General features: G+C 68.4%; 34 protein-coding genes. All 34 read left to right on the forward strand.

The window, feature by feature from the left end:
* The first annotated feature begins 95 nt into the window (after positions 1-95).
* Entirely contained in the window at positions 96-470 is a 375-nt protein-coding gene (rpsL, locus tag ACFYE1_RS10595) for a 30S ribosomal protein S12 (RefSeq protein ID WP_017833291.1), read from the forward strand.
* A complete protein-coding gene (gene rpsG, locus ACFYE1_RS10600) occupies positions 470-940 on the forward strand; it encodes a 30S ribosomal protein S7 (protein WP_017833292.1) in 471 nt (156 codons plus the stop codon). Before rpsL ends, rpsG begins: the two co-directional genes overlap by 1 nt.
* 69 nt (positions 941-1,009) lie before the next feature.
* Positions 1,010-3,124, forward strand: a complete 2,115-nt coding sequence (fusA, locus tag ACFYE1_RS10605) for an elongation factor G (RefSeq protein WP_387742566.1) — start codon at positions 1,010-1,012, stop codon at positions 3,122-3,124.
* Positions 3,125-3,284: 160 nt separating this feature from the next.
* Positions 3,285-4,475: an elongation factor Tu gene (gene tuf, locus ACFYE1_RS10610; RefSeq protein WP_387742567.1), complete on the forward strand. Its 1,191-nt coding sequence runs from the start codon at positions 3,285-3,287 to the stop codon at positions 4,473-4,475.
* A gap of 619 nt (positions 4,476-5,094) precedes the next feature.
* The gene (gene rpsJ / locus ACFYE1_RS10615) at positions 5,095-5,403 is read left to right on the forward strand and encodes a 30S ribosomal protein S10 (RefSeq protein ID WP_003803825.1); all 309 of its coding nucleotides are present in this window, start codon (positions 5,095-5,097) and stop codon (positions 5,401-5,403) included.
* A 16-nt stretch (positions 5,404-5,419) separates the two neighbouring features.
* The gene (gene rplC, locus ACFYE1_RS10620) at positions 5,420-6,076 is read left to right on the forward strand and encodes a 50S ribosomal protein L3 (RefSeq protein ID WP_017833296.1); all 657 of its coding nucleotides are present in this window, start codon (positions 5,420-5,422) and stop codon (positions 6,074-6,076) included.
* A gap of 7 nt (positions 6,077-6,083) precedes the next feature.
* Positions 6,084-6,707: a 50S ribosomal protein L4 gene (gene rplD / locus ACFYE1_RS10625; protein WP_387742569.1), complete on the forward strand. Its 624-nt coding sequence runs from the start codon at positions 6,084-6,086 to the stop codon at positions 6,705-6,707.
* Positions 6,704-7,009 (forward strand): 50S ribosomal protein L23, encoded by a 306-nt coding sequence (rplW, locus tag ACFYE1_RS10630; RefSeq protein WP_017833298.1) that lies wholly within the window; start codon positions 6,704-6,706, stop codon positions 7,007-7,009. The genes rplD and rplW overlap by 4 nt, the downstream gene beginning before the upstream one ends.
* Before the next feature lie 30 nt (positions 7,010-7,039).
* Positions 7,040-7,879, forward strand: coding sequence for a 50S ribosomal protein L2 (rplB, locus tag ACFYE1_RS10635; RefSeq protein ID WP_387742571.1), 840 nt, complete (start codon positions 7,040-7,042; stop codon positions 7,877-7,879).
* Positions 7,880-7,891: 12 nt separating this feature from the next.
* On the forward strand, positions 7,892-8,173 hold the full coding sequence (gene rpsS / locus ACFYE1_RS10640; protein ID WP_017833300.1) for a 30S ribosomal protein S19: 282 nt from the start codon (positions 7,892-7,894) through the stop codon (positions 8,171-8,173).
* Positions 8,174-8,226: 53 nt separating this feature from the next.
* Positions 8,227-8,592 carry a 50S ribosomal protein L22 gene (gene rplV / locus ACFYE1_RS10645; RefSeq protein WP_387742573.1) on the forward strand — a complete coding sequence of 122 codons (366 nt, stop codon included), beginning with the start codon at positions 8,227-8,229 and terminating at the stop codon, positions 8,590-8,592.
* Positions 8,593-9,444 carry a 30S ribosomal protein S3 gene (gene rpsC, locus ACFYE1_RS10650; RefSeq protein WP_387742575.1) on the forward strand — a complete coding sequence of 284 codons (852 nt, stop codon included), beginning with the start codon at positions 8,593-8,595 and terminating at the stop codon, positions 9,442-9,444.
* Positions 9,445-9,861, forward strand: a complete 417-nt coding sequence (gene rplP, locus ACFYE1_RS10655; RefSeq protein ID WP_017833303.1) for a 50S ribosomal protein L16 — start codon at positions 9,445-9,447, stop codon at positions 9,859-9,861.
* Between the two features lie 2 nt (positions 9,862-9,863).
* On the forward strand, positions 9,864-10,139 hold the full coding sequence (gene rpmC / locus ACFYE1_RS10660) for a 50S ribosomal protein L29 (protein WP_387742577.1): 276 nt from the start codon (positions 9,864-9,866) through the stop codon (positions 10,137-10,139).
* Positions 10,136-10,426: a 30S ribosomal protein S17 gene (gene rpsQ / locus ACFYE1_RS10665; RefSeq protein WP_387742579.1), complete on the forward strand. Its 291-nt coding sequence runs from the start codon at positions 10,136-10,138 to the stop codon at positions 10,424-10,426. The genes rpmC and rpsQ overlap by 4 nt, the downstream gene beginning before the upstream one ends.
* A gap of 355 nt (positions 10,427-10,781) precedes the next feature.
* Positions 10,782-11,150, forward strand: coding sequence for a 50S ribosomal protein L14 (gene rplN / locus ACFYE1_RS10670; protein ID WP_017833306.1), 369 nt, complete (start codon positions 10,782-10,784; stop codon positions 11,148-11,150).
* A 2-nt stretch (positions 11,151-11,152) separates the two neighbouring features.
* Positions 11,153-11,497, forward strand: coding sequence for a 50S ribosomal protein L24 (gene rplX / locus ACFYE1_RS10675; protein ID WP_380216031.1), 345 nt, complete (start codon positions 11,153-11,155; stop codon positions 11,495-11,497).
* Entirely contained in the window at positions 11,497-12,066 is a 570-nt protein-coding gene (rplE, locus tag ACFYE1_RS10680) for a 50S ribosomal protein L5 (protein WP_017833308.1), read from the forward strand. The genes rplX and rplE overlap by 1 nt, the downstream gene beginning before the upstream one ends.
* Before the next feature lie 85 nt (positions 12,067-12,151).
* Entirely contained in the window at positions 12,152-12,550 is a 399-nt protein-coding gene (gene rpsH / locus ACFYE1_RS10685; protein WP_017833309.1) for a 30S ribosomal protein S8, read from the forward strand.
* A gap of 23 nt (positions 12,551-12,573) precedes the next feature.
* On the forward strand, positions 12,574-13,110 hold the full coding sequence (gene rplF / locus ACFYE1_RS10690; RefSeq protein WP_387742581.1) for a 50S ribosomal protein L6: 537 nt from the start codon (positions 12,574-12,576) through the stop codon (positions 13,108-13,110).
* Positions 13,111-13,112: 2 nt separating this feature from the next.
* Complete coding sequence (gene rplR, locus ACFYE1_RS10695; protein WP_387742583.1) at positions 13,113-13,484, forward strand: 50S ribosomal protein L18; 372 nt, start codon at positions 13,113-13,115, stop codon at positions 13,482-13,484.
* Complete coding sequence (gene rpsE / locus ACFYE1_RS10700; protein WP_387742585.1) at positions 13,481-14,212, forward strand: 30S ribosomal protein S5; 732 nt, start codon at positions 13,481-13,483, stop codon at positions 14,210-14,212. The genes rplR and rpsE overlap by 4 nt, the downstream gene beginning before the upstream one ends.
* Complete coding sequence (gene rpmD, locus ACFYE1_RS10705) at positions 14,212-14,421, forward strand: 50S ribosomal protein L30 (RefSeq protein ID WP_344119400.1); 210 nt, start codon at positions 14,212-14,214, stop codon at positions 14,419-14,421. Before rpsE ends, rpmD begins: the two co-directional genes overlap by 1 nt.
* A 2-nt stretch (positions 14,422-14,423) precedes the next feature.
* Positions 14,424-14,912: a 50S ribosomal protein L15 gene (gene rplO / locus ACFYE1_RS10710; protein WP_387742586.1), complete on the forward strand. Its 489-nt coding sequence runs from the start codon at positions 14,424-14,426 to the stop codon at positions 14,910-14,912.
* 267 nt (positions 14,913-15,179) lie between these two features.
* Positions 15,180-16,490 carry a preprotein translocase subunit SecY gene (gene secY / locus ACFYE1_RS10715; RefSeq protein ID WP_387742587.1) on the forward strand — a complete coding sequence of 437 codons (1,311 nt, stop codon included), beginning with the start codon at positions 15,180-15,182 and terminating at the stop codon, positions 16,488-16,490.
* 87 nt (positions 16,491-16,577) lie between these two features.
* Positions 16,578-17,141 (forward strand): adenylate kinase, encoded by a 564-nt coding sequence (locus tag ACFYE1_RS10720; protein WP_387742589.1) that lies wholly within the window; start codon positions 16,578-16,580, stop codon positions 17,139-17,141.
* A gap of 117 nt (positions 17,142-17,258) precedes the next feature.
* A complete protein-coding gene (gene map, locus ACFYE1_RS10725) occupies positions 17,259-18,095 on the forward strand; it encodes a type I methionyl aminopeptidase (RefSeq protein ID WP_387742591.1) in 837 nt (278 codons plus the stop codon).
* Positions 18,096-18,145: 50 nt separating this feature from the next.
* A complete protein-coding gene (gene rlmN / locus ACFYE1_RS10730; protein ID WP_387742624.1) occupies positions 18,146-19,321 on the forward strand; it encodes a 23S rRNA (adenine(2503)-C(2))-methyltransferase RlmN in 1,176 nt (391 codons plus the stop codon).
* Positions 19,322-19,585: 264 nt separating this feature from the next.
* Entirely contained in the window at positions 19,586-19,807 is a 222-nt protein-coding gene (gene infA, locus ACFYE1_RS10735) for a translation initiation factor IF-1 (RefSeq protein WP_017833319.1), read from the forward strand.
* A 55-nt stretch (positions 19,808-19,862) separates the two neighbouring features.
* Positions 19,863-19,976: a 50S ribosomal protein L36 gene (gene rpmJ / locus ACFYE1_RS10740; RefSeq protein ID WP_017833320.1), complete on the forward strand. Its 114-nt coding sequence runs from the start codon at positions 19,863-19,865 to the stop codon at positions 19,974-19,976.
* Between the two features lie 170 nt (positions 19,977-20,146).
* Positions 20,147-20,515: a 30S ribosomal protein S13 gene (gene rpsM / locus ACFYE1_RS10745; protein ID WP_387742593.1), complete on the forward strand. Its 369-nt coding sequence runs from the start codon at positions 20,147-20,149 to the stop codon at positions 20,513-20,515.
* 82 nt (positions 20,516-20,597) lie between these two features.
* On the forward strand, positions 20,598-21,002 hold the full coding sequence (gene rpsK / locus ACFYE1_RS10750) for a 30S ribosomal protein S11 (protein ID WP_017833322.1): 405 nt from the start codon (positions 20,598-20,600) through the stop codon (positions 21,000-21,002).
* A gap of 137 nt (positions 21,003-21,139) precedes the next feature.
* Positions 21,140-22,147 (forward strand): DNA-directed RNA polymerase subunit alpha, encoded by a 1,008-nt coding sequence (locus tag ACFYE1_RS10755; RefSeq protein WP_387742595.1) that lies wholly within the window; start codon positions 21,140-21,142, stop codon positions 22,145-22,147.
* A gap of 67 nt (positions 22,148-22,214) precedes the next feature.
* Positions 22,215-22,988, forward strand: a complete 774-nt coding sequence (gene rplQ / locus ACFYE1_RS10760; protein WP_387742597.1) for a 50S ribosomal protein L17, sunset domain variant — start codon at positions 22,215-22,217, stop codon at positions 22,986-22,988.
* The last annotated feature ends 79 nt before the right edge of the window (positions 22,989-23,067 follow it).

The raw sequence follows: 23,067 nt of genomic DNA on the forward strand, positions 1-23,067 counted from the left end.
GGGTTCACGGCCGTCGCCGCCCCCGCCCCGGCCGGGAGCGGGCGAGCCGAACACCCAGCGGGCCGCTGACGCGTCCCGTCCGATCAGGAGACACTGTGCCTACAATCCAGCAGCTGGTCCGCAAGGGCCGGACCCCGAAGGTCGTCAAGACCAAGGCGCCCGCACTCAAGGGCAGCCCCATGAAGCGCGGCGTGTGCACCCGCGTCTACACCACCACCCCCAAGAAGCCGAACTCCGCGCTGCGCAAGGTCGCCCGTGTGAAGCTCAACGGCGGCGTGGAGGTCACGGCCTACATCCCCGGTGAGGGCCACAACCTGCAGGAGCACTCCATCGTGCTCGTCCGCGGCGGTCGCGTGAAGGACCTCCCCGGTGTCCGCTACAAGATCGTCCGCGGCGCCCTCGACACCCAGGGTGTCAAGGGCCGCCAGCAGGCCCGTTCCCGCTACGGCGCCAAGAAGGAGAAGAAGTAATGCCTCGTAAGGGTCCCGCTCCCAAGCGCCCGCTCGTCGTCGACCCGGTCTACAGCTCCCCGGTCGTCACGCAGCTGATCAACAAGGTCCTCCAGGACGGCAAGAAGTCCACCGCCGAGCGCATCGTCTACGGCGCCCTCGAGGGTGTCCGCGCCAAGTCCGGCGCCGATCCCGTCGCCACCCTCAAGAAGGCCCTGGAGAACGTCAAGCCGGCCCTCGAGGTCAAGTCCCGCCGCGTCGGCGGCGCCACCTACCAGGTGCCCGTCGAGGTCAAGCCGGGTCGTGCCCAGGCGCTGTCCCTGCGCTGGCTCGTCGGCTACTCCAAGATCCGTCGTGAGAACACCATGACCGAGCGTCTGCAGAACGAGATCCTGGACGCGTCCAACGGTCTCGGTGCCGCCGTGAAGCGCCGCGAGGACACCCACAAGATGGCGGAGTCCAACAAGGCCTTCGCCCACTACCGCTGGTAGAATCTTCCAGGCCTGTCGGCCCCACCCGGGCCGACAGGCCGCCGGCACCATCTCCGAAAGGGAACCACCGTGGCACTTGACGTGCTTACCGACCTCAAGAAGGTCCGCAACATCGGCATCATGGCGCACATCGATGCCGGCAAGACCACCACCACCGAACGCATCCTGTTCTACACCGGTATCTCCCACAAGCTCGGCGAGACCCACGATGGTGCCTCCACCATGGACTGGATGGCGCAGGAGCAGGAGCGCGGCATCACGATCACGTCCGCCGCGACGACCTGCTACTGGCACGACAACCAGATCAACATCATCGACACCCCCGGTCACGTGGACTTCACGGTCGAGGTCGAGCGCTCCCTGCGCGTGCTCGACGGCGCCGTGGCGGTCTTCGACGGCAAGGAGGGCGTCGAGCCCCAGTCGGAGACGGTCTGGCGCCAGGCCGACAAGTACGACGTCCCCCGCATCTGCTTCGTCAACAAGATGGACAAGCTGGGTGCCGACTTCTACTTCACCGTCGACACCATCATCAACCGCCTCGGCGCGAAGCCGCTGGTCATGCAGCTCCCGATCGGCTCCGAGTCCGAGTTCACCGGCGTGGTCGACCTGCTCACCATGAAGGCCTTCGTCTGGCCGGGCGACTCCAAGGGCGACGTCTCCCTCGGCGCGAAGTACGAGATCGAGGAGATCCCCGCCGACCTGCAGGAGCGGGCCGAGGAGTACCGCAACCAGCTGGTGGAGTCCGTCGCCGAGGCCGACGACGAGCTCATGGAGAAGTACCTGGGCGGCGAGGACCTCACCCTCGAGGAGCTCAAGGCCGGCATCCGGAAGCTCACCATCACCTCCCAGGCGTACCCGGTGCTCTGCGGCTCCGCCTTCAAGAACCGCGGCGTGCAGCCGATGCTCGACGCGGTCATCGACTTCCTGCCGTCCCCGCTCGACGTGCCGAACGTCGAGGGCCACGCCCTGAACAACGAGGAGGAGATCCTCTCCCGCCCGGTGGACTCCACCGCGCCGTTCTCCGCGCTGGCGTTCAAGGTGGCCTCCCACCCGTTCTACGGACAGCTGACCTACATCCGGGTGTACTCCGGCAAGGCCGGCAACGGCGACCAGGTGCTGAACTCCACCAAGGGCAAGAAGGAGCGCATCGGCAAGCTGTTCCAGATGCACTCCAACAAGGAGAACCCGGTCGACACCATCCAGGCCGGCCACATCTACGCGGCCATCGGGCTCAAGGACACCACCACGGGCGACACCCTGTGCGACCTCCAGAACCCGATCGTGCTCGAGTCGATGTCCTTCCCGGCCCCCGTGATCTCCGTGGCCATCGAGCCGAAGACCAAGGGCGACCAGGAGAAGCTCTCGGTCGCGATCCAGAAGCTCTCCGCCGAGGACCCCACGTTCACCGTGTCCCTCAACGAGGAGACCGGCCAGACCGAGATCGGCGGCATGGGCGAGCTCCACCTGGACATCCTGGTGGATCGCATGAAGCGCGAGTTCAAGGTCGAGGCGAACGTCGGCAAGCCGCAGGTGGCCTACCGCGAGACGATCAAGAAGGCCGTCGACAAGGTCGACTACACGCACAAGAAGCAGACCGGCGGCTCCGGCCAGTTCGCCAAGGTGCAGCTGGCGTTCGAGCCGATCCCGCTGGACGCCGAGGAGCTCTACGAGTTCGACAACAAGGTCACCGGCGGCCGCGTCCCGCGAGAGTACATCCCGTCCGTCGACGCCGGCATCCAGGACGCCATGCGTCTCGGCATCCTCGCCGGGTACCCGGTCGTGGGCGTCAAGGCCACGCTGCTCGACGGCGCCTACCACGACGTCGACTCCTCCGAGATGGCGTTCAAGATCGCCGGCTCGATGGTGTTCAAGGAAGGTGCCCGACGGGCCCAGCCGGTCCTGCTCGAGCCGCTCATGGCCGTGGAGGTCCGCACCCCGGAGGAGTACATGGGCGAGGTCATCGGCGACCTGAACTCCCGCCGCGGCCAGATCCAGTCCATGGAGGACGTCACCGGCGTCAAGCTGGTCAAGGCGCTCGTGCCGCTGTCCGAGATGTTCGGCTACATCGGCGACCTCCGGTCCAAGACCCAGGGCCGCGCCGTGTACTCGATGCAGTTCGACAGCTACTCGGAGGTCCCCAAGGCCGTCGCCGAGGAGATCGTGCAGAAGAACCGCGGCGAGTAGGCACCACCCCCTCGGCCCCGGCCGGGAATTTCATCAAACAAGCACAGCCAAAGTAGACTTGCAGAGGTTTCAGTACTGCTGAGCGCCTCAAGCTCCCCCCGACAACACGCGGTGGGAAAGTGCTGAGCAAGTTTCGACAAATGTTCTAGGAGGAACAACCATGGCGAAGGCCAAGTTCGAGCGCACCAAGCCGCACGTCAACATCGGCACCATCGGCCACGTGGACCACGGCAAGACGACGCTCACGGCTGCCATCTCCAAGGTCCTGGCCGACAAGTACCCGGACCTGAACGAGAAGCGCGACTTCGGTGCCATCGACTCCGCTCCGGAGGAGAAGCAGCGCGGCATCACGATCAACATCGCGCACATCGAGTACCAGACGGAGAAGCGCCACTACGCTCACGTCGACGCCCCGGGCCACGCGGACTACGTCAAGAACATGATCACCGGTGCGGCGCAGATGGACGGCGCCATCCTGGTGGTCGCCGCCACGGACGGCCCCATGGCCCAGACCCGCGAGCACGTGCTGCTCGCCCGCCAGGTGGGCGTGCCCTACCTGCTGGTGGCCCTGAACAAGTCCGACATGGTCGACGACGAGGAGCTGCTGGACCTCGTCGAGATGGAGGTGCGCGAGCTCCTCGCCGACCAGGGCTTCGACGGCGACAACGCGCCGGTCGTCCGCGTCTCGGCGCTCAAGGCCCTCGAGGGCGATCCCGAGTGGGTCGCCAAGGTCGAGGAGCTCATGGAGGCCGTCGACGAGAACGTGCCCGACCCCATCCGTGAGATGGACAAGCCGTTCCTCATGCCGATCGAGGACGTCTTCACCATCACCGGTCGCGGCACCGTGGTGACCGGCCGTGCCGAGCGTGGCACGCTGCCGATCAACTCCGAGGTCGAGATCGTCGGCATCCGCCCGGTCCAGAAGACCACGGTCACCGGCATCGAGATGTTCCACAAGCAGATGGACGAGGCCATGGCGGGCGAGAACTGCGGCCTGCTGCTGCGCGGTCTCAAGCGTGACGACGTCGAGCGCGGCCAGGTCGTGTGCAAGCCGGGTTCCATCACCCCGCACACCGACTTCGAGGCCAACGTCTACATCCTCTCGAAGGAGGAGGGCGGGCGCCACAACCCGTTCTACTCGAACTACCGTCCGCAGTTCTACTTCCGGACCACCGACGTCACCGGCGTCATCACGCTGCCCGAGGGCACCGAGATGGTCATGCCCGGCGACAACACCGAGATGACGGTCGCGCTGATCCAGCCGATCGCCATGGAGGAGGGCCTCGGCTTCGCCATCCGTGAGGGTGGCCGCACCGTGGGCTCCGGTCGCGTCACCAAGATCAACCAGTAGTCCCCGGACTGCTCGATCTGCGCAGAACCCCCCGTCGCTCGTGCAGCGGCGGGGGGTTCCGCGCGTTCCGGGTGCACGACGACGGGGCTCGGCCGTTGCGCCCGTGCGGGCCGGGGTGCCGGCCCTCGCCGCCCAGCCACGCGCTCCGGCGCGAGCGGAGCGGCGGAGGACAGGCTGGGTTGCTGCCGGCAGGACTCCCGGGCGCGGTCGAGCCCGCGCACGGCCCGCCCTCCGCCCGGCCGGTGCCGTGCGTTTGCACCGGTCTGCCATCTCTGGCAGGATGGAGGACGTTGTTCAAGCGCCGACGTGTGCTCCCAACGGTTCGAACCGGCAGGCCCCAGGACACCATCGGGCTCCGAAGCAGAACCGGGAGCCGGCAGCTCGCGGAAGCTGCCACGTACGGACCACATACAGCCCGCCCCACCGAACGGACCGGTGCGCCCTCGTGCCAGCACGAGGCGACACGCCCGAGTTCGGGGGTCGGAGCTCCAGCAGGGTGAGGAACCCGGATCCTTCCGGATTCAGTCTGCGTGGAGGGGCGCCCACCAGGTGGCGCCATGCACAAGGAGCCTCGGCTCCGTCACAGGGAAGTACGTTCAAGAAAGAGAGTCACGACGCCATGGCGGGACAGAAAATCCGCATCCGGCTGAAGTCTTATGACCACGAGGTCATCGACGTCTCGGCCCGGAAGATCGTTGAGACGGTGACGCGCGCAGGCGCCACGGTGGTCGGCCCCGTGCCGTTGCCCACCGAGAAGAACGTGTACTGCGTCATCCGTTCGCCGCACAAGTACAAGGACAGCCGCGAGCACTTCGAGATGCGCACGCACAAGCGGCTGATCGACATCATCGACCCCACGCCGAAGGCCGTCGACTCGCTCATGCGCCTCGACCTGCCGGCTGACGTGAACATCGAAATCAAGCTGTAAAGAGGATCGCATCCCAATGACTACCACTTTCGAACGCCAGGTGAAGGGCCTGCTGGGCACCAAGCTCGGCATGACCCAGGTCTGGGACGAGAACGGGAAGTTCGTGCCGGTGACCGTCGTCAAGGCGGACTCCAACGTCGTGACCCAGCTGCGCAACCAGGACCGTGACGGCTACTCGGCCGTGCAGATCGGGTTCGGTGCGATCGACCCCCGCAAGGTCACCCAGCCGCTGGCCGGCCACTTCGAGAAGGCCGGCGTGACGCCGCGCCGCCACGTCGTGGAGCTGCGCACGGCCGACGCCGACACCTACGAGCTGGGCCAGGAGCTCTCCGTCGAGCTCTTCGAGGCCGGCCAGAAGGTCGACGTGATCGGCAAGACCAAGGGCAAGGGCACGGCCGGTGTGATGAAGCGTCACGGCTTCTCCGGCGTCGGCGCCTCCCACGGTGCCCACAAGAACCACCGCAAGCCGGGATCCATCGGCGGCGCGTCCTACCCCGCTCGCGTGTTCAAGGGCATGCGCATGGCGGGCCGCATGGGCGCTGTCCGTCACACGACGCAGAACCTCACCGTTCACGCCGTGGACGCCGAGAACTCCCTGCTGCTCATCAAGGGTGCCCTGCCGGGCCCCAAGGGTTCGGTCGTCCTCGTCCGCACCGCAGTGAAGGGAGCCTGATCAGACCATGGCAACTCAGACCGTCAACGTCGAACTGCCCGCCGAGATCTTCGACGTCCAGACCAACGTGCCCCTGCTGCACCAGGTCGTCGTCGCGCAGCTGGCCGCGGCCCGCCAGGGCACGCACAAGACCAAGAACCGCGCCGAGGTCTCCGGTGCCGGCCGCAAGCCCTTCAAGCAGAAGGGCACCGGCCGTGCGCGCCAGGGCTCGATCCGCGCCCCGCACATGACCGGTGGCGGCGTGGTGCACGGCCCGACCCCGCGCGACTACAGCCAGCGCACCCCCAAGAAGATGAAGGCCGCCGCGCTGCGCGGAGCCCTCTCGGACCGGGCGCGCAACAACCGCATCCACGTCGTGGAGTCGATCGTCGAGGGCGCCGCCCCCAGCACGAAGGGCGCCCGGGCGACGCTGCGCGGACTGACGGAGCGCAAGAACGTGCTGGTCGTGCTCGACCGCCAGGACGAACTCGCCTTCCGGTCGGTGCGCAACCTCGACGACGTGCACACCCTCTACGCGGACCAGCTCAACACGTACGACGTGCTGGTCTCCGACGACGTGGTCTTCACCAAGGACGCGTTCGAGTCCTTCGTGGCGGCCGCCAGCAAGAAGAAGCAGGAGGACGCCAAGTGAGCGCGACCACCATCAAGGATCCCCGGGACGTCATCATCGCGCCGGTCGTCTCGGAGAAGTCCTACGGGCTCATCGACGAGGGCCGCTACACGTTCTTCGTGGCGCCCGACTCGAACAAGACGCAGATCAAGTACGCCGTGGAGCAGATCTTCGGCGTCAAGGTCGAGTCCGTGAACACCATCAACCGTGCCGGGAAGCGGAAGCGCACGCGCTTCGGCTGGGGTCAGCGCAAGGGCACCAAGCGTGCCGTTGTGACCCTGAAGGAAGGCACCATCGACATCTTCGGCGGTCCGCTCGCCTGAGCGGAGACCACTTTAACGAGGAACTGACACATGGCTATCCGTAAGCACAAGCCGACAACCCCGGGCCGTCGCGGCTCCTCCGTTGCCGACTTCGCAGAAATCACGCGCACGACCCCCGAGAAGTCGCTGGTCCGGCCGCTGCCCAAGAAGGGCGGCCGGAACAACACCGGTCGCATCACCACCCGGCACAAGGGCGGCGGGCACAAGCGCCAGTACCGCGTCATCGACTTCCGTCGCCACGACAAGGACGGCGTCGACGCCAAGGTCGCGCACATCGAGTACGACCCGAACCGCACGGCGCGCATCGCGCTGCTGCACTACGTGGACGGCTCCAAGCGCTACATCATCGCGCCGAACAAGCTGTCGCAGGGCGACGTCGTCGAGTCGGGTCCCGGCGCCGACATCAAGCCCGGCAACAACCTGCCGCTGCGCAACATCCCCGTCGGCACCGTGATCCACGCCGTCGAGCTCCGTCCGGGCGGCGGCGCCAAGCTCGCCCGCTCCGCCGGTGCGTCCGTGCAGCTCGTCGCCAAGGAGGGCAAGTACGGCCAGCTCCGTCTGCCCTCCGGCGAGATCCGCAACGTCGACGTCCGCTGCCGCGCGACGGTCGGCGAGGTCGGCAACGCCGAGCAGTCGAACATCAACTGGGGCAAGGCCGGCCGCAACCGCTGGAAGGGCGTCCGCCCGACCGTCCGCGGTGTGGTCATGAACCCCGTCGACCACCCGCACGGTGGTGGCGAGGGCAAGACCTCCGGTGGCCGGCACCCGGTCAACCCGAACGGCAAGCCCGAGGGCCGCACCCGCCGCCCCAACAAGGAGAGCGACAAGCTCATCGTCCGCCGTCGTCGCACCGGCAAGAACAAGCGCTAAGGAGCCTGACACATGCCACGCAGCCTGAAGAAGGGCCCTTTCGTCGATCAGCACCTTTTCCTGAAGGTCGCCAAGGAGAACGACAAGGGCACCAAGAACGTCATCAAGACGTGGTCCCGCCGCTCGATGATCGTCCCCGACATGCTCGGGCACACGATCGCCGTGCACGACGGACGCAAGCACATCCCCGTGTTCATCACCGAGTCGATGGTCGGGCACAAGCTCGGCGAGTTCGCCCCCACGCGGACTTTCCGCGGCCATGTGAAGGACGACAAGAAGGGCAAGCGCCGCTGATCCTCCGGGATCCCGCAGCGTGAGCACTTCGAGAAGACGAGAGAAGGAAAGCAATGGAAGCCAAGGCATCTGCGCGCTACATCCGCGTGACGCCTATGAAGGCCCGGCGCGTCGTCAACCTGATTCGTGGCCAACAGGCGAATGAGGCTCTGGCGATTCTGAAGTTCGCCCCCCAGGGTGCTTCGGAACCGGTGTTCAAGGTCCTCCAGTCGGCGGTCGCCAACGCGCGCCAGCTGGCGGACCGCGACGGTCTGCCGTTCAAGGAGGAGGCGCTCGTGGTGAGCGAGGCCTTCGTCGACGAGGGTCCGACCATGAAGCGGTTCCGGCCGCGCGCCCAGGGCCGCGCCTACCGCATCAACAAGCGCACGAGCCACATCACCGTGATCGTGGCGAGCCCTGACAGCGAGGAGGTCCGCTAAGTGGGACAGAAGATCAACCCGCACGGGTTCCGGCTGGGCATCACCACCGACCACGTGTCGCACTGGTACGCGGACTCCACCAAGGAGGGCCAGCGCTACAAGGACTACGTCCGTGAGGACATCAAGATCCGCAAGCTCATGTCCACGGGCATGGAGCGGGCCGGCATCTCCAAGGTCGAGATCGAGCGGACCCGGGACCGCGTGCGCGTGGACATCCACACCGCCCGCCCCGGCATCGTCATCGGCCGCCGCGGCGCCGAGGCCGACCGCATCCGCGGCGAGCTCGAGAAGCTCACCGGCAAGCAGATCCAGCTGAACATCCTCGAGGTCAAGAACCCCGAGGTGGACGCCCAGCTGGTCGCCCAGGGCGTCGCCGAGCAGCTCGCCTCCCGCGTGGCCTTCCGCCGCGCCATGAAGAAGGCCATCCAGTCGGCGCAGCGCGCCGGCGCGAAGGGCATCCGCATCCAGTGCGCCGGCCGCCTCGGCGGCGCCGAGATGAGCCGCTCGGAGTTCTACCGCGAAGGCCGTGTGCCCCTGCACACCCTGCGCGCGAACATCGACTACGGCTTCTTCGAGGCCAAGACCACCTTCGGCCGCATCGGCGTGAAGGTCTGGATCTACAAGGGCGACCTCACCGCGAAGGAACTGGCGGCCCAGCAGGCCGCCGCTCCCTCGCGCGGCCGCGGCGGCGACCGTGACCGCCGTGGCGGTCCGGGCGAGCGCCGCGGAGGCGGCGGCGGCGACCGTCGTCGTCCCGACCGTAACGACCGTGGCGGACGCCGTGAGCGCAGCGACTCCGCCGCCTCCCCGGCTCCGGCCGCGGGAGCGACCAACGCAGAGGGTGGTAAGTAAATGCTCATCCCACGTCGTGTGAAGTTCCGCAAGCAGCACCACCCGAAGCGGTCGGGCGCTGCCAAGGGCGGCACCACCGTCGCCTTCGGCGAGTGGGGCATCCAAGCGCTCACGCCGGCCTACGTGACGAACCGTCAGATCGAGGCCGCCCGTATCGCCATGACCCGCCACATCAAGCGTGGCGGCAAGGTCTGGATCAACATCTACCCGGACCGCCCCCTGACCAAGAAGCCGGCCGAGACCCGCATGGGTTCCGGCAAGGGCTCCCCCGAATGGTGGGTCGCCAACGTCAAGCCCGGGCGCGTGATGTTCGAGCTCTCCGGTGTCTCCGAAGAGGTCGCCCGCGAGGCCCTGCGCCTGGCGATCCACAAGCTCCCGATGAAGGCACGCATCGTGCGTCGCGAAGGTGGTGAATGAGAATGGCTGTTGGATCCAAGGATCTGAGCATCGAGAACCTCGCGGCCCTCGACAAGGACTCTCTGGGTGAGGCGCTGCGCAAGGCCAAGGAGGAGCTGTTCAACCTCCGCTTCCAGTCCGCAACCGGTCAGCTCGAGAACAACGGCCGCCTCAAGGCCGTCAAGCGCGACATCGCGCGCATCTACACGGTGCTGCGCGAGCGCGAGCTCGGCATCCGGCCCCAGGCGGGCTCCGCCGAGAACACCGCCGAGACCACCTCCGAGGAGGACGCCAAGTGACCGAGCAGATCAACAACAGGGCCGAGCAGGCCGCCGAGCGCGGTGACCGCAAGAGCCGTCGCGGCTACGTGGTCTCCGACAAGATGGACAAGACCGTCGTCGTCCAGCTGCAGGACAACGTCAAGCACTCGCTGTACGGCAAGGTCATGCGGCGGTCCTCGAAGGTCAAGGCCCACGACGAGCAGAACGCCGCCGGCGTCGGCGACCTCGTCCTGATCTCCGAGACCCGCCCGCTGTCCGCCACCAAGCGGTGGCGGATCGTGGAGATCCTCGAGAAGGCCAAGTGACCCTGGTTCGCTAGTGCCGGCCACGGCCGCGACGGCCCGTCCCTTCCACGAAGGGGCGGGCCGCCGACCGTTCACGGCCCCGCACGGACGGCCTCCCGCGTGTGCTAGGCTGGTGAGCTTGTATGGGCCGAAATGTCCGCCTGTGCATCCCACAGCTCTTCGTGCCAGCGCATAATGACCGCGTGCAGGGCGCCCCGTGCCACCTGGTGGCGGGTTCAGATGCTCCTGGCATGGAGGGCTGGGCCCGGTCCGGCGTGCGCGCCGGGGGAGGGCACATCATCCGACAAGCTGTTCCGCAAGGCCCGCACCGTGCTCTCGATCGGTGTTGGAACCGGCGTGACGACAGGAGTAATCAGTGATTCAGCAGGAGTCGCGACTGAAGGTCGCCGACAACACGGGTGCGAAGGAAATCCTCACCATCCGTGTTCTCGGTGGATCCGGACGTCGCTACGCAGGCATCGGCGACATCATCGTCGCCACCGTCAAGGACGCGATCCCCGGCGGGAACGTGAAGAAGGGCGACGTGGTCAAGGCCGTCATCGTCCGTACCAAGAAGGAGCGTCGTCGTCCGGACGGCTCCTACATCAAGTTCGACGAGAACGCCGCAGTGATCCTGAAGAACGACGGTGACCCCCGTGGTACCCGCATCTTCGGCCCCGTGGGCCGTGAGCTGCGCGACAAGAAGTTCATGAAGATCATCTCGCTGGCTCCGGAGGTGCTCTGACCATGGCGAAGTTCAAAATCAAGACCGGCGACCTGGTGCAGGTCATCTCCGGCAGCAAGGACAACAAGGGCAAGCAGGGCAAGGTCCTGCGCGTGATCCCCGAGACCTCCCGCGTGGTCGTGGAGGGCGTCAACGTGATGACCCGCCACCGCAAGGCCTCCATGCAGGGCGAAGCCGGCGGCATCGACAAGGTCGAGGCCCCGATCCACGTCTCCAACGTGGCGCTCGTGGACCCGGAGACCAACAAGCCGACCCGCGTCGGCCACCGCACCGAGACCGTCGAGCGCGACGGGCGCCAGAAGACCGTCCGCGTCCGCGTCTCCAAGAGCACCGGCAAGGACCTGTGATGACCGAAACCACCGAGATCAGCGTGTCCCCGCGCTTCAAGGACAAGTACCAGGAGACCGTCGTGCCCGCGCTGCAGGAGCAGTTCGGCTACGGCAACGTCATGGAGATCCCGCGCGTCGTCAAGGTCGTCGTGAACATGGGTGTCGGCGACGCCGCGAAGGACTCCAAGCTCATCGACGGCGCCGTCCGCGACCTCACCGCTATCACGGGCCAGAAGCCGCTCGTGACCCGGGCGAAGAAGTCCATCGCGCAGTTCAAGCTCCGCGAGGGCATGCCGATCGGCGCGCACACCACGCTGCGCGGCGACCGCATGTGGGAGTTCCTCGACCGCCTGGTGACCCTGGCCCTGCCGCGCATCCGCGACTTCCGCGGTCTGTCCGACCGCCAGTTCGACGGCAACGGCAACTACACCTTCGGCCTCACCGAGCAGTCCATGTTCCACGAGATCGACCAGGACCGCATCGACCGGGTCCGCGGCATGGACATCACGGTGGTGACCACCGCGAAGACCGACGACGAGGGCCGCGCGCTGCTGAAGGCGCTCGGCTTCCCCTTCAAGACCAACTAATCTCGCTACGTTCCAGGTCCGGCCGGGCGCCCACGGGCGCCGCCAGGTGCGGAAACCGGGACGAGGAAGGGCACGTGCCCCCAAAATGACAATGACAGATCCTGTCGCGGACATGCTGACGCGTCTGCGCAACGCCAACTCCGCCTACCACGACTCCGTGAGCATGCCGTACTCGAAGCTCAAGGCCCGCGTGGCGGACATCCTCAAGGCCGAAGGCTACATCGCGGACTACAAGGAGGAGGCGGCCGAGGTCGGCAAGACCCTCACGCTGTCCCTGAAGTTCGGCCCCAACCGGGAGCGGTCCATCGCGGGCGTCCGGCGCATCTCCAAGCCGGGCCTGCGCGTCTACGCCAAGTCCACCAACCTCCCCAAGGTCTTGGGCGGCCTGGGCATCGCCATCCTGTCCACCTCCTCCGGGCTGCTGACCGACAAGCAGGCCGCGAAGAAGGGCGTGGGCGGCGAAGTCCTCGCGTACGTCTGGTAACCCGGAACAGAAAGGAAGAGAACATGTCACGTATCGGACGTCTCCCCATCTCTGTGCCGGCCGGTGTGGAGATCACGATCGACGGCAACGTCGTCTCCGTCAAGGGCACCAAGGGCGAGCTGCAGCACACCGTTGCCAGCCCGATCTCGATCGCGCTCGAAGACAGCACCCTCACCGTCACCCGACCCGACGACGAGCGCGAGTCCCGCTCGCTGCACGGTCTCACCCGGACCCTGATCGCCAACATGATCCAGGGCGTCACCCAGGGCTACTCCAAGGGCATCGAGATCGTGGGCACCGGTTACCGCGTGCAGGCCAAGGGCCAGGACCTCGAGTTCGCCCTCGGCTACAGTCACCCGATCACCTTCAAGGCCCCGGAGGGCATCTCGTTCGCCGTCGAGGGCGTCAACAAGCTCTCGGTCAACGGCATCGACAAGCAGCAGGTCGGCGAGGTCGCCGCCAAGATCCGCAAGCTCCGCGCCCCCGAGCCCTACAAGGGCAAGGGCGTGCGGTACGCCGGCGAGCAGATCCGCCGCAAGGCCGGAAAGGCTGGTAAGTAATCATGGCTCTGAAGATCAAGGGCAATTCCAAGGCCGCGGCCCGCAGCCGCCGCCACGTCCGGGTGCGCAAGCACCTGGCCGGCACGGCCGCGCGCCCGCGCCTGGTCGTCAACCGCTCGGCCCGCCACGTGTTCGTCCAGGTCGTCGACGACACCCAGGGTGTCACCGTCGCCTCGGCGTCCACCATGGAGGCCGACCTGCGCGGCGCCGACGCGGACAAGACCGCGAAGGCCAAGCGGGTGGGTGAGCTCGTGGCCGAGCGCGCCAAGGCCGCCGGTGTCGAGGCCGTCGTGTTCGACCGCGGCGGCAACAAGTACCACGGTCGCGTGGCGGCTGTCGCCGACGGCGCCCGCGAAGGAGGTCTGGCACTGTGAGCGAGCAGAACAACGAGAAGGAAACCCAGGTGACCGAAGCCAGCACCGCCTCCACGGAGGCGACCGGGGCCCAGCAGACCACCGAGCCCAACCGCTCCCAGGACTCCCGCGGCGACCGCGGCGGCCGTGGTGAGCGCGGCGGCCGTGGTGAGCGCGGCGGACGTGGTGAGCGCGGCGGACGCGGTGGCCGCGGCGGACGCGACGAGGAGAAGGACAAGTTCCTCGAGCGCGTCGTGACCATCAACCGTGTCTCCAAGGTCGTCAAGGGCGGTCGTCGCTTCAGCTTCACCGCCCTCGTCGTCGTCGGCGACGGCAACGGCATGGTCGGCGTCGGCTACGGCAAGGCCAAGGAGGTGCCGGCGGCGATCTCGAAGGGCGTCGAGGAGGCGAAGAAGAACTTCTTCCGCGTCCCGCGCATCGAGGAGCGCACGATCCCGCACCGCGTGCAGGGCGAGGCCGCAGCAGGCGTCGTCATGCTGCGCCCGGCGACCCCCGGTACCGGTGTGATCGCCGGTGGCCCGGTCCGCGCCGTGCTCGAGTGCGCCGGCATCCACGACGTGCTGTCGAAGTCCCTCGGTTCGTCGAACCAGATCAACATCGTGCACGCAACCATCGAGGCGCTCCGCCAGCTCGAGGAGCCCGCGGCCGTCGCGGCCCGTCGTGGGCTGCCGATCGACGAGGTCGTCCCCGGTCCGTTGCTGCGCTCGATCCAGAAGGCAGGTGCCTGATGTCCGGCAAGCGTATCCAGCCCGACGGCGCGGAGCTGCGCATCACGCAGGTCCGGTCGGTGGTCGGCCAGAAGCAGAACATGCGGAACACCCTGCGGTCCCTCGGTCTCAAGCGGCCGGGCAACGTCGTGGTCCGCAAGGCCGACGGCGTGACCGCGGGCATGGTCAACACCGTCGCCCACCTGGTCAAGGTCGAGGAGGCCAAGTAACCATGGCAGAGAACACTGCTGAGAACACCGCTCAGAGCAACGAGAGGGTGCACGCCCTCAAGGTGCACCACCTGCGTCCGGCCCCGGGCGCGAAGACCGCCAAGACCCGCGTGGGTCGCGGTGAGGGCTCCAAGGGCAAGACCGCCGGCCGCGGGACCAAGGGCACGAGTGCCCGGTACCAGGTCAAGGCGGGCTTCGCGGGCGGGCAGCTCCCGCTGCACATGCGCCTGCCCAAGCTGCGCGGGTTCAAGAACCCGTTCCGCGTGGAGTACCAGGTCGTCAACCTGGACAAGCTCACCGAGCTGTTCCCGGAGGGCGGCGAGGTGACCGTGGAGTCGCTCGTGGCCCGCGGCGCCGTGCGCAAGAACCAGCCCGTCAAGGTCCTGGGCTCCGGCGACATCGCGGTCGCGGTCGACGTGAAGGCGCACGCCTTCTCGGGCTCCGCCGCGGAGAAGATCGCCGCCGCCGGCGGCAGCACCACCGCGCTGTGAGCGCGGGCCGGGGACCGGGCGCAGGCCCGGCCCCCCGGCGCCCGCGGATCAGGCCCCGTCCACGCGAGCGTGGGCGGGGCCTGATCCGTGGTCGGGCACGAGCCCGTCCCGTCGGCGCGCGCCCCGGGTGAGTCCCGGGCGCGCCGCGTTCGTTAGACTTGCCGGAGTCGTCCGCGACCACCGGGTGCGCGGACACCGGACCGAGCTCCTGCACCACCACACCCCCCGCCACCGGATGCCGGTCGGACCCAGTCTCTAGGAGGACATGTGCTCAGCGCTTTCGGAAGGGCGTTGCGAACCCCCGACCTGCGACGCAAGCTGGGGTTCACCCTCGCCCTCATCGTGCTCTACCGCCTGGGCACGTTCATCCCGGCGCCGGGCGTCGACTACGGCAACGTGCAGCAGTGCCTGGACCGCGGGACCACCACGGGCGGCGTCTACGACATGGTGAACCTCTTCAGCGGCGGCGCCCTGCTGCAGCTGTCGGTCTTCGCCCTGGGCGTCATGCCCTACATCACCGCGAGCATCATCGTGCAGCTGCTGCGCGTGGTCATCCCGCGCTTCCAGGAGCTGCACGAGGAGGGCGCGCAGGGCCAGACGCAGCTGACCCAGTACACCCGATACCTCACCATCGGCCTCGCGCTGCTCAACGCCACCACGGTGGTCTCGCTCGCCCGGTCCGGAGCCCTGCTGGGGGACTGCCCCCTGCCGATCATCCCGGACGACACCTGGCTGACCGTGCTGATCATCATCATCACGATGACCGCCGGCACGGCGATCATCATGTGGCTGGGGGAACGGATCACGGAGAAGGGCGTGGGCAACGGCATGTCGCTGCTCATCTTCACCTCCATCGCCGCGACCTTCCCCTCCGCCCTCGGCGAGATCCTCCGCACCCGGGGCTGGGGCGTGTTCCTCTCGGTGCTGGCCGTGGGTCTCGTGGTGATCACCTGCGTGGTCTTCGTGGAGCAGTCCCAGCGCCGCGTGCCCGTGCAGTACGCCAAGCGGATGGTGGGCCGCCGCACGATCGGCGGGACCACCACCTACATCCCGCTCAAGGTGAACATGGCCGGTGTCATCCCCATCATCTTCGCGTCCTCGATGCTGATGCTCCCCGGCATGCTCGCCCAGTTCGGCATGCCCGACGACGGGCGGGACATCCCCGGCTGGGTCAACTGGATCAACACCTACCTCATCACCGGGGACCACCCCGTCTACATGGCGATGTACTTCCTGATGATCGTGTTCTTCACGTACTTCTACGTGTCGATCACCTTCAACCCGGAGGAGGTCTCCAACAACATGAAGCGCTACGGCGGCTTCATCCCCGGCATCCGCGCCGGCCGGCCCACCGAGAAGTACCTGGCGTACGTGCTCAGCCGGATCACGTTCCCGGGTGCCCTCTACCTGGGCATCGTGTCGATGATCCCGCTGGTGGCGCTCGTGCTCATCGACGCGAACCAGAACTTCCCCTTCGGCGGGCCGTCGCTGCTGATCATGGTGGGCGTGGGCCTGGACACGGTGAAGCAGATCGAGGCCCAGCTGCAGCAGCGCAACTACGAGGGCCTGCTGCGCTGACCCCAGTCCCCGCCGTCCTCCCGCCGGGGACGCCGGGGACGGCCCGGTAGACTGGACCGCAGCCACCACACACCGCAAGGAGACTTCATGACCCGCATGCTCATCATCGGCCCCCCCGGCGCAGGCAAGGGCACGCAGGCCGTGCGCATCTCGGAGCGGCTCGGCATCCCGGCGATCTCCACCGGGGACATCTTCCGGGCCAACATCAAGGGCCGGACCTCCCTGGGGCAGGAGGCCAAGAGCTACATCGACGTCGGCGACCTCGTCCCGGACTCGGTGACCAACCGGATGGTCCGCGACCGGCTCGCCGAGACGGACACCGCCGACGGCTTCCTGCTCGACGGCTACCCGCGCAACGCCGCGCAGGTGGACGAGCTGGACGCCATCCTGGCCGAGCTGGGGCAGGAGCTCGACGTCGTGCTGAAGCTGACCGCCGAGCGCGACGAGCTCGTCCAGCGGCTCCTCGGGCGCGCCCGGAAGGAGGGGCGCACCGACGACACCGAAGCGGTCATCCGGCACCGCCTCGACGTGTACGAAGCGGAGACCGCCGTGGTCGTCGACGTCTACGACCGGCGCGGCATCGTCCGCGAGGTGGACGGCCTGGGGACCGTCGACGAGGTCTCCCAGCGGATCATGACCGCGCTGCCCTGACGCGCCGTCCCGCACCACGGACTCCGTGACACCCCCGGACGCCCCCGGGGGTCTCATGTTTAACCCACGACAGCCGCGAGCTCCCCGACCGGGGGAGCGGCTCGGAAGGAAGACCGCATGTTCGGCCGCCGCCGGATCGAGTACAAGACCAACGCCCAGCTGCGCTCCATGCAGCGCGCCGGGGTGGTGACCTCGCGCGCCCTCGACGCCGCCGTGGCGGCCGCCGTCCCCGGCGCGACCACGGCGTCCCTCGACGACGTCTTCCGCTCCGTCCTCGACGAGCACGGGGCCGGCTCCAACTTCCTCGGCTACTTCGGCTATCCCGCCGCGGTGTGCGTGTCCGTCAACGAGGTGGTGGTCCACGGCATCCCGGGGGAGCAGGTGCTGCAGGAGGGGGACATCCTCTCCGTGGACGGCGGGGCGATCGTCGGGGGCTGGCACGGGGACTCGGCGCGCACCGTGCTGCTGGGCCGACCCGACCCCGCGGACGCCGAGCTCTCCGACGTCACCCGCAACGCCATGTGGCACGGCATCGCGGCGGCGGCCACCGGCACGCACATCGGCGACATCGGCGCGGCCGTGGAGGACTACGTGCGGAAGGTCTCCGGGCACCGCTTCGGGATCCTCGAGGAGTACGTGGGCCACGGGATCGGCTCCAAGATGCACATGGCCCCCGACGTCCTCAACTTCCGCAGCACCGATCGCGGGCCCCGCCTGCGCGCCGGGATGGCGCTGGCCATCGAGCCGATGCTCGTGCGCGGCGGGATCGGCACCCGCGTGCTCGACGACGAGTGGACCGTGGTCACCACCGACGGGGCCCGCTCCAGCCAGTGGGAGCACTCCGTGGCGCTGCACGCCGACGGCGTCTGGGTGCTCACGGCCGAGGACGGCGGGGCCTCGGAGCTCGAGCCCCTCGGCGTGCGCCCCGTGCCGATCCCCGAGGACCTGCCGTGAACCGGCGCTCCACCAGCACCCCGGACCCGCGAGACCGCGAGGAGAACACCGTGGCCCAGCAGCCGCAGCAGAGCACCAGGACCAGCACGCCCGTCGAGCTCACGGCGAGGCCGCGACCCGGCCAGCTGACCTTCGCCGCACCGCGGCGCGGCAAGCCCCCGCGCCACCTCGCCGACTTCGACATGGCGGGACGCCGGGAGTTCCTCGCCGAGCTGGGGCACCAGCCCTTCCGCGCGGGCCAGCTCTCCCGGCACTACTTCGACCGGCTCGCCACCGCCCCGGAGGACATGACCGACCTGCCCGCGGCCGGCCGGGAGGAGCTGGTGTCCCAGGCCCTGCCGCCGCTCCTGACGACCGTGCGCAGCCTCGAGGCCGACCAGGGGGACACCGTCAAGAACGTCCACCGGTGCTTCGACGGGGCCACCGTGGAGTCCGTGCTCATGCGCTACACCCACCGGGTGACCATGTGCATCTCCTCCCAGGCCGGCTGCGGGATGAACTGCCCCTTCTGCGCGACCGGCCAGGCGGGCCTGACCCGCAACCTCTCGACCGCCGAGATGGTCGAACAGGTGGTGCAGGGCGCCCGGATGCTCCGCGGCGGCCGGGTCGGAAGGGCCGAGCAGGAGCCGCTGCGCATCTCCAACATCGTGTTCATGGGCATGGGGGAGGCCCTCGCCAACTACAAGGCCTCGATCGGCGCGATCCACCGCCTCATCGACCCCTCCCCGGAGGGCCTCGGCATCTCGGCCCGCGGGATCACCATGTCCACGGTGGGTCTCGTGCCGGGCATCCGGAAGTTCACGCAGGAGAAGCTGCCGGTCACGCTGGCGCTGTCCCTGCACGCCCCCGACGACGAGCTGCGGGACGACCTCATCCCGGTCAACACCCGCTGGAAGGTCGACGAGGCCCTCGACGCCGCCTACGACTACTACCAGGCCACCGGTCGGCGGGTCTCCATCGAGTACGCCCTGATCCGCAACATCAACGACCACGGGTGGCGGGCCGACCTCCTCGGGGAGAAGCTCAACGCCCGCGGCGGGGGCTGGGTGCACGTGAACCCCATCCCGCTCAACCCGACCCCGGGCTCCAAGTGGACCGCCTCGCGTCCCGGCGTGGAGCAGAACTTCGTGGAGCGACTCCGCGCCCACGGCATCCCCACCACCGTGCGGGACACCCGCGGCTCCGACATCGACGGGGCCTGCGGGCAGCTCGCCGCGACCGTCTGAGCGCCGTCGTCCCCGGTCCGCCGGGCCCGGCGCCGCTCCCGGGGGCGTCTCCCGCGTTGCGGGAGGCGCCCCCGATCCCGTAGAGTGTCCTGTTGGTTGTCTGTGCTCCAGCGATTCCGCACACATCGGACCGCGCCCACCCTCACCGTGCACCACGAACGGTGATGGTGCACGCGCACGGGTCCGCGGCGGCGTTTAACGACGATGTACACCCGAAACCCTGCTCGCCGCCCCGGCGGGGGGCACCTGAAGTTAGCGGAGGATATGGCCAAGAAAGACGGCGTCATCGAGATCGAAGGCACTGTGGTCGAGGCTCTGCCCAACGCGATGTTCCGCGTTGAGCTGAACAACGGTCACCTGGTCCTCGCCCACATCTCCGGGAAGATGCGACAGCACTACATCCGGATCCTCCCCGAGGACCGGGTGGTGGTGGAGCTGAGCCCGTACGACCTCACCCGCGGGCGTATCGTCTACCGCTACAAGTAGGACCGGCGGCCGTCCGGGCCGCACACCACTCGAGAGAACGACGCGAAGGAATGCGATGAAGGTCCAACCGAGCGTGAAGCCGATCTGCGACAAGTGCAAGGTGATCCGCCGCAACGGGCGGGTCATGGTGATCTGCGAGAACCCGCGCCACAAACAGCGTCAGGGCTGACCAGCCCCGACCACTCCACGCAAGTGGATCGACAACGGCACCGCTCCCGACCGGAGAGATCCAGGCGGGTGCCCCCGGTACAGAGGCCGGGGACCGGCGGACGGACATGACGTCACCGACCGGGCAGCGATGCTCCAGACCTCTGGAACAGCACAAGGAGAACCGCCGATATGGCTCGTCTCGCAGGCGTCGACCTTCCCCGCGAAAAGCGGCTGGAAATTGCGCTCACCTACATCTACGGCGTGGGTCGCACCCGCGCGCTCGACACCCTGGACGCCACCGGCATCTCGGGCGACCTGCGCGTGCGCGAACTCACCGATGCCCAGCTCGTGGAGCTGCGCGACTACATCGAGGACAACTACAAGGTCGAGGGTGACCTCCGCCGCGAGGTGGCCGCCGACATCCGCCGCAAGGTCGAGATCGGCAGCTACCAGGGCATCCGGCACCGCCGCGGCCTGCCCGTGCACGGTCAGCGCACCAAGACCAACGCCCGCACCCGCAAGGGTCCGAAGCGCACGGTCGCCGGCAAGAAGAAGTAGCCCGCTGCCGCTCGCGCGACAGGACCCCACGGTCCCCCGAGCGGCCCACCACCACTCTTCCCGAACTTTGTAGGAGATCTCCATGCCCCCGAAGACTCGCGCAGCGGCTGCCCGCAAGCCCCGCCGCAAGGACAAGAAGAACGTCACCCAGGGCCAGGCCCACATCAAGTCGACGTTCAACAACACCATCGTCACCATCACCGATCCCTCCGGCGCCGTCCTCTCCTGGTCGTCCGCCGGCGAGATGGGTTTCAAGGGCTCTCGCAAGTCCACCCCCTTCGCGGCCCAGATGGCCGCCGAGGCCGCCGCGAAGCGCGCGCAGGAGCACGGCATGCGCAAGGTCGACGTGTTCGTCAAGGGCCCCGGCTCCGGGCGCGAGACCGCGATCCGCTCCCTGCAGGCCACGGGCCTCGAGGTCGGCTCCATCTCGGACGTCACCCCGAGCGCGCACAACGGCTGCCGTCCGCCGAAGCGCCGCCGCGTCTGATGTGAGCACGCCCACCGGGACCCTTCGGGGTCCCGGTGCGCGTGCCGACAACGGACCGGGCACCGGTCCGCACCCTTCAACTGTTTTCCACCATTTGCGCGCGTCATATAGCGGATGCCCGCTGAAAGGAAACATCAGTGCTCATCGCACAGCGCCCCACCCTCTCTGAAGAGGTCGTGGCCGACAACCGGTCCCGCTTCGTGATCGAACCGCTCGAGCCCGGCTTCGGCTACACCCTCGGCAACTCCCTCCGCCGCACCCTCCTGTCCTCGATCCCCGGTGCTGCCGTGACCAGCATCCGGCTCGACGGGGTGCTCCACGAGTTCTCCACCGTGGAGGGCGTGAAGGAGGACGTCTCCGAGGTCATTCTCAACGTCAAGAAGCTCGCCGTCTCCTCGGAGCAGGACGAGCCCGTCGTCGCCTACCTGCGCAAGCAGGGCCCCGGCGTCGTCACCGCCGCGGACATCACGGCCCCGGCCGGTGTGGAGATCCACAACCCGGACCTGCACGTCGCGACCCTCAATGCGAAGGGCCAGCTCGAGCTCGAGCTGACCATCGAGCGCGGGCGCGGGTACGTCTCCGCCGCCCAGAACAAGGCCGGCGACGCGGAGATCGGCCGCATCCCGGTCGACTCGATCTACTCGCCCGTCCTGAAGGTGACCTTCCGCGTGGAGGCCACCCGCGTGGAGCAGCGCACCGACTTCGACAAGCTGGTCCTGGACGTGGAGACCAAGGAGGCCATCACCCCGCGTGACGCCGTGGCCTCCGCAGGCACCACCCTGGTCGAGCTGTTCGGTCTCGCCCGGGAGCTCAACACGGCCGCCGAGGGCATCGAGATCGGGCCCTCGCCGACGGACGCCGCGATGGCCGCCGACATGGCGCTGCCCATCGAGGACCTCGAGCTCACGGTGCGGTCCTACAACTGCCTCAAGCGCGAGGGCATCCACACCGTGGGTGAGCTCGTGGGCCGGTCCGAGGCGGACCTGATGGACATCCGCAACTTCGGCGCCAAGTCGATCGACGAGGTCAAGGCCAAGCTCGTCGACCTCGGGCTGTCCCTCAAGGACTCGCCCCCCGGTTTCGACCTCGCCGCTCGCGCCGCCGCGATCGACGACGAGAACCCGTTCGACGACGACGACCACTAGTCCTTCCCGCTGACGTCCCGGCGGGTGCCCGCCCGGGCCGGGACACACTTCCAGGAGATCAACAACCATGCCTACTCCCACCAAGGGACCCCGCCTCGGAGGCGGACCCGCGCACGAGCGCCTGATGCTGGCGAACCTGTCCCAGCAGCTGTTCGAGCACAAGCGCATCACCACCACCGTGACGAAGGCCAAGCGGATGCGTCCCTACGCCGAGCGCCTGATCACCTTCGCCAAGCGCGGTGACCTGGCCGCCCGCCGCCGCGTGCTGGCGCAGCTGACCGACAAGTCCGTGGTGCACGAGCTGTTCACGACCATCGCCTCGGCGATGGAGGACCGCAACGGCGGCTACACCCGCATCACGAAGATCGGCAACCGCAAGGGCGACAACGCCCCCATGGCGGTCATCGAGCTCGTGATGGAGCCCGTCGCGACGAGGGCCACCGTGGCCGAGGCCGAGCGCGCCACCGCGAAGGCCGCCCCGGCCCCCGCGGCCCCGGTCGACACCCCGGCGGACTCCACCGCCGGCGAGGTCGCCACCGAGGAGATCCCCGCCGACGAGCAGGCCCCCGAGGTCGGCTCCGAGCAGGCCGCCGAGGTCGCCGCGGAGAACACCGACGCGGAGTTCCCCGGCTCGCACGCCCCGCTCGAGTCCGGCGAGGCACCCGAGGGCTTCGAGGTCAAGGGCAACAAGAACTCGATGAAGTACCACGTGCCCGGCTCGCGCTGGTACGCGGGCACCACCGCCGAGATCTGGTTCGACTCGCCGGCCAACGCCGAGGCCGCCGGCTTCCAGCCGGCCGGCGGCGCCTCCGCGCAGAAGCTGCGCTCACCGGACGCCTGACGCACGGACACACCGCGACGCCGCCGGGGACCAGGTCCCCGGCGGCGTCGTCGTGCCCGCCCACTGCCCGACCACACCC

It is taken from the genome of Kocuria nitroreducens (assembly GCF_042879195.1).
Taxonomy (GTDB): Bacteria; Actinomycetota; Actinomycetes; order Actinomycetales; family Micrococcaceae; genus Kocuria; species Kocuria nitroreducens.

Excerpts from the sequence above, each read along its gene's own strand:
- rpmD (WP_344119400.1), top strand. The coding sequence starts at position 14,212 with ATGTCCGGCAAGCGTATCCAGCCCGACGGCGCGGAGCTGCGCATCACG.
- rpmJ (WP_017833320.1), top strand. The coding sequence starts at position 19,863 with ATGAAGGTCCAACCGAGCGTGAAGCCGATCTGCGACAAGTGCAAGGTG.
- rpsJ (WP_003803825.1), top strand. The coding sequence starts at position 5,095 with ATGGCGGGACAGAAAATCCGCATCCGGCTGAAGTCTTATGACCACGAG.
- rplB (WP_387742571.1), top strand. The coding sequence starts at position 7,040 with ATGGCTATCCGTAAGCACAAGCCGACAACCCCGGGCCGTCGCGGCTCC.
- map (WP_387742591.1), top strand. The coding sequence starts at position 17,259 with ATGTTCGGCCGCCGCCGGATCGAGTACAAGACCAACGCCCAGCTGCGC.
- infA (WP_017833319.1), top strand. The coding sequence starts at position 19,586 with ATGGCCAAGAAAGACGGCGTCATCGAGATCGAAGGCACTGTGGTCGAG.
- tuf (WP_387742567.1), top strand. The coding sequence starts at position 3,285 with ATGGCGAAGGCCAAGTTCGAGCGCACCAAGCCGCACGTCAACATCGGC.
- rplC (WP_017833296.1), top strand. The coding sequence starts at position 5,420 with ATGACTACCACTTTCGAACGCCAGGTGAAGGGCCTGCTGGGCACCAAG.
- rpsK (WP_017833322.1), top strand. The coding sequence starts at position 20,598 with ATGCCCCCGAAGACTCGCGCAGCGGCTGCCCGCAAGCCCCGCCGCAAG.
- rpmC (WP_387742577.1), top strand. The coding sequence starts at position 9,864 with ATGGCTGTTGGATCCAAGGATCTGAGCATCGAGAACCTCGCGGCCCTC.
- rpsS (WP_017833300.1), top strand. The coding sequence starts at position 7,892 with ATGCCACGCAGCCTGAAGAAGGGCCCTTTCGTCGATCAGCACCTTTTC.
- rplR (WP_387742583.1), top strand. The coding sequence starts at position 13,113 with ATGGCTCTGAAGATCAAGGGCAATTCCAAGGCCGCGGCCCGCAGCCGC.
- rplX (WP_380216031.1), top strand. The coding sequence starts at position 11,153 with ATGGCGAAGTTCAAAATCAAGACCGGCGACCTGGTGCAGGTCATCTCC.
- rplV (WP_387742573.1), top strand. The coding sequence starts at position 8,227 with ATGGAAGCCAAGGCATCTGCGCGCTACATCCGCGTGACGCCTATGAAG.
- rplQ (WP_387742597.1), top strand. The coding sequence starts at position 22,215 with ATGCCTACTCCCACCAAGGGACCCCGCCTCGGAGGCGGACCCGCGCAC.
- rplF (WP_387742581.1), top strand. The coding sequence starts at position 12,574 with ATGTCACGTATCGGACGTCTCCCCATCTCTGTGCCGGCCGGTGTGGAG.
- rplP (WP_017833303.1), top strand. The coding sequence starts at position 9,445 with ATGCTCATCCCACGTCGTGTGAAGTTCCGCAAGCAGCACCACCCGAAG.
- rplD (WP_387742569.1), top strand. The coding sequence starts at position 6,084 with ATGGCAACTCAGACCGTCAACGTCGAACTGCCCGCCGAGATCTTCGAC.
- rpsM (WP_387742593.1), top strand. The coding sequence starts at position 20,147 with ATGGCTCGTCTCGCAGGCGTCGACCTTCCCCGCGAAAAGCGGCTGGAA.
- rplE (WP_017833308.1), top strand. The coding sequence starts at position 11,497 with ATGACCGAAACCACCGAGATCAGCGTGTCCCCGCGCTTCAAGGACAAG.
- rplO (WP_387742586.1), top strand. The coding sequence starts at position 14,424 with ATGGCAGAGAACACTGCTGAGAACACCGCTCAGAGCAACGAGAGGGTG.
- ACFYE1_RS10720 (WP_387742589.1), top strand. The coding sequence starts at position 16,578 with ATGACCCGCATGCTCATCATCGGCCCCCCCGGCGCAGGCAAGGGCACG.
- rpsH (WP_017833309.1), top strand. The coding sequence starts at position 12,152 with ATGACAATGACAGATCCTGTCGCGGACATGCTGACGCGTCTGCGCAAC.
- rpsG (WP_017833292.1), top strand. The coding sequence starts at position 470 with ATGCCTCGTAAGGGTCCCGCTCCCAAGCGCCCGCTCGTCGTCGACCCG.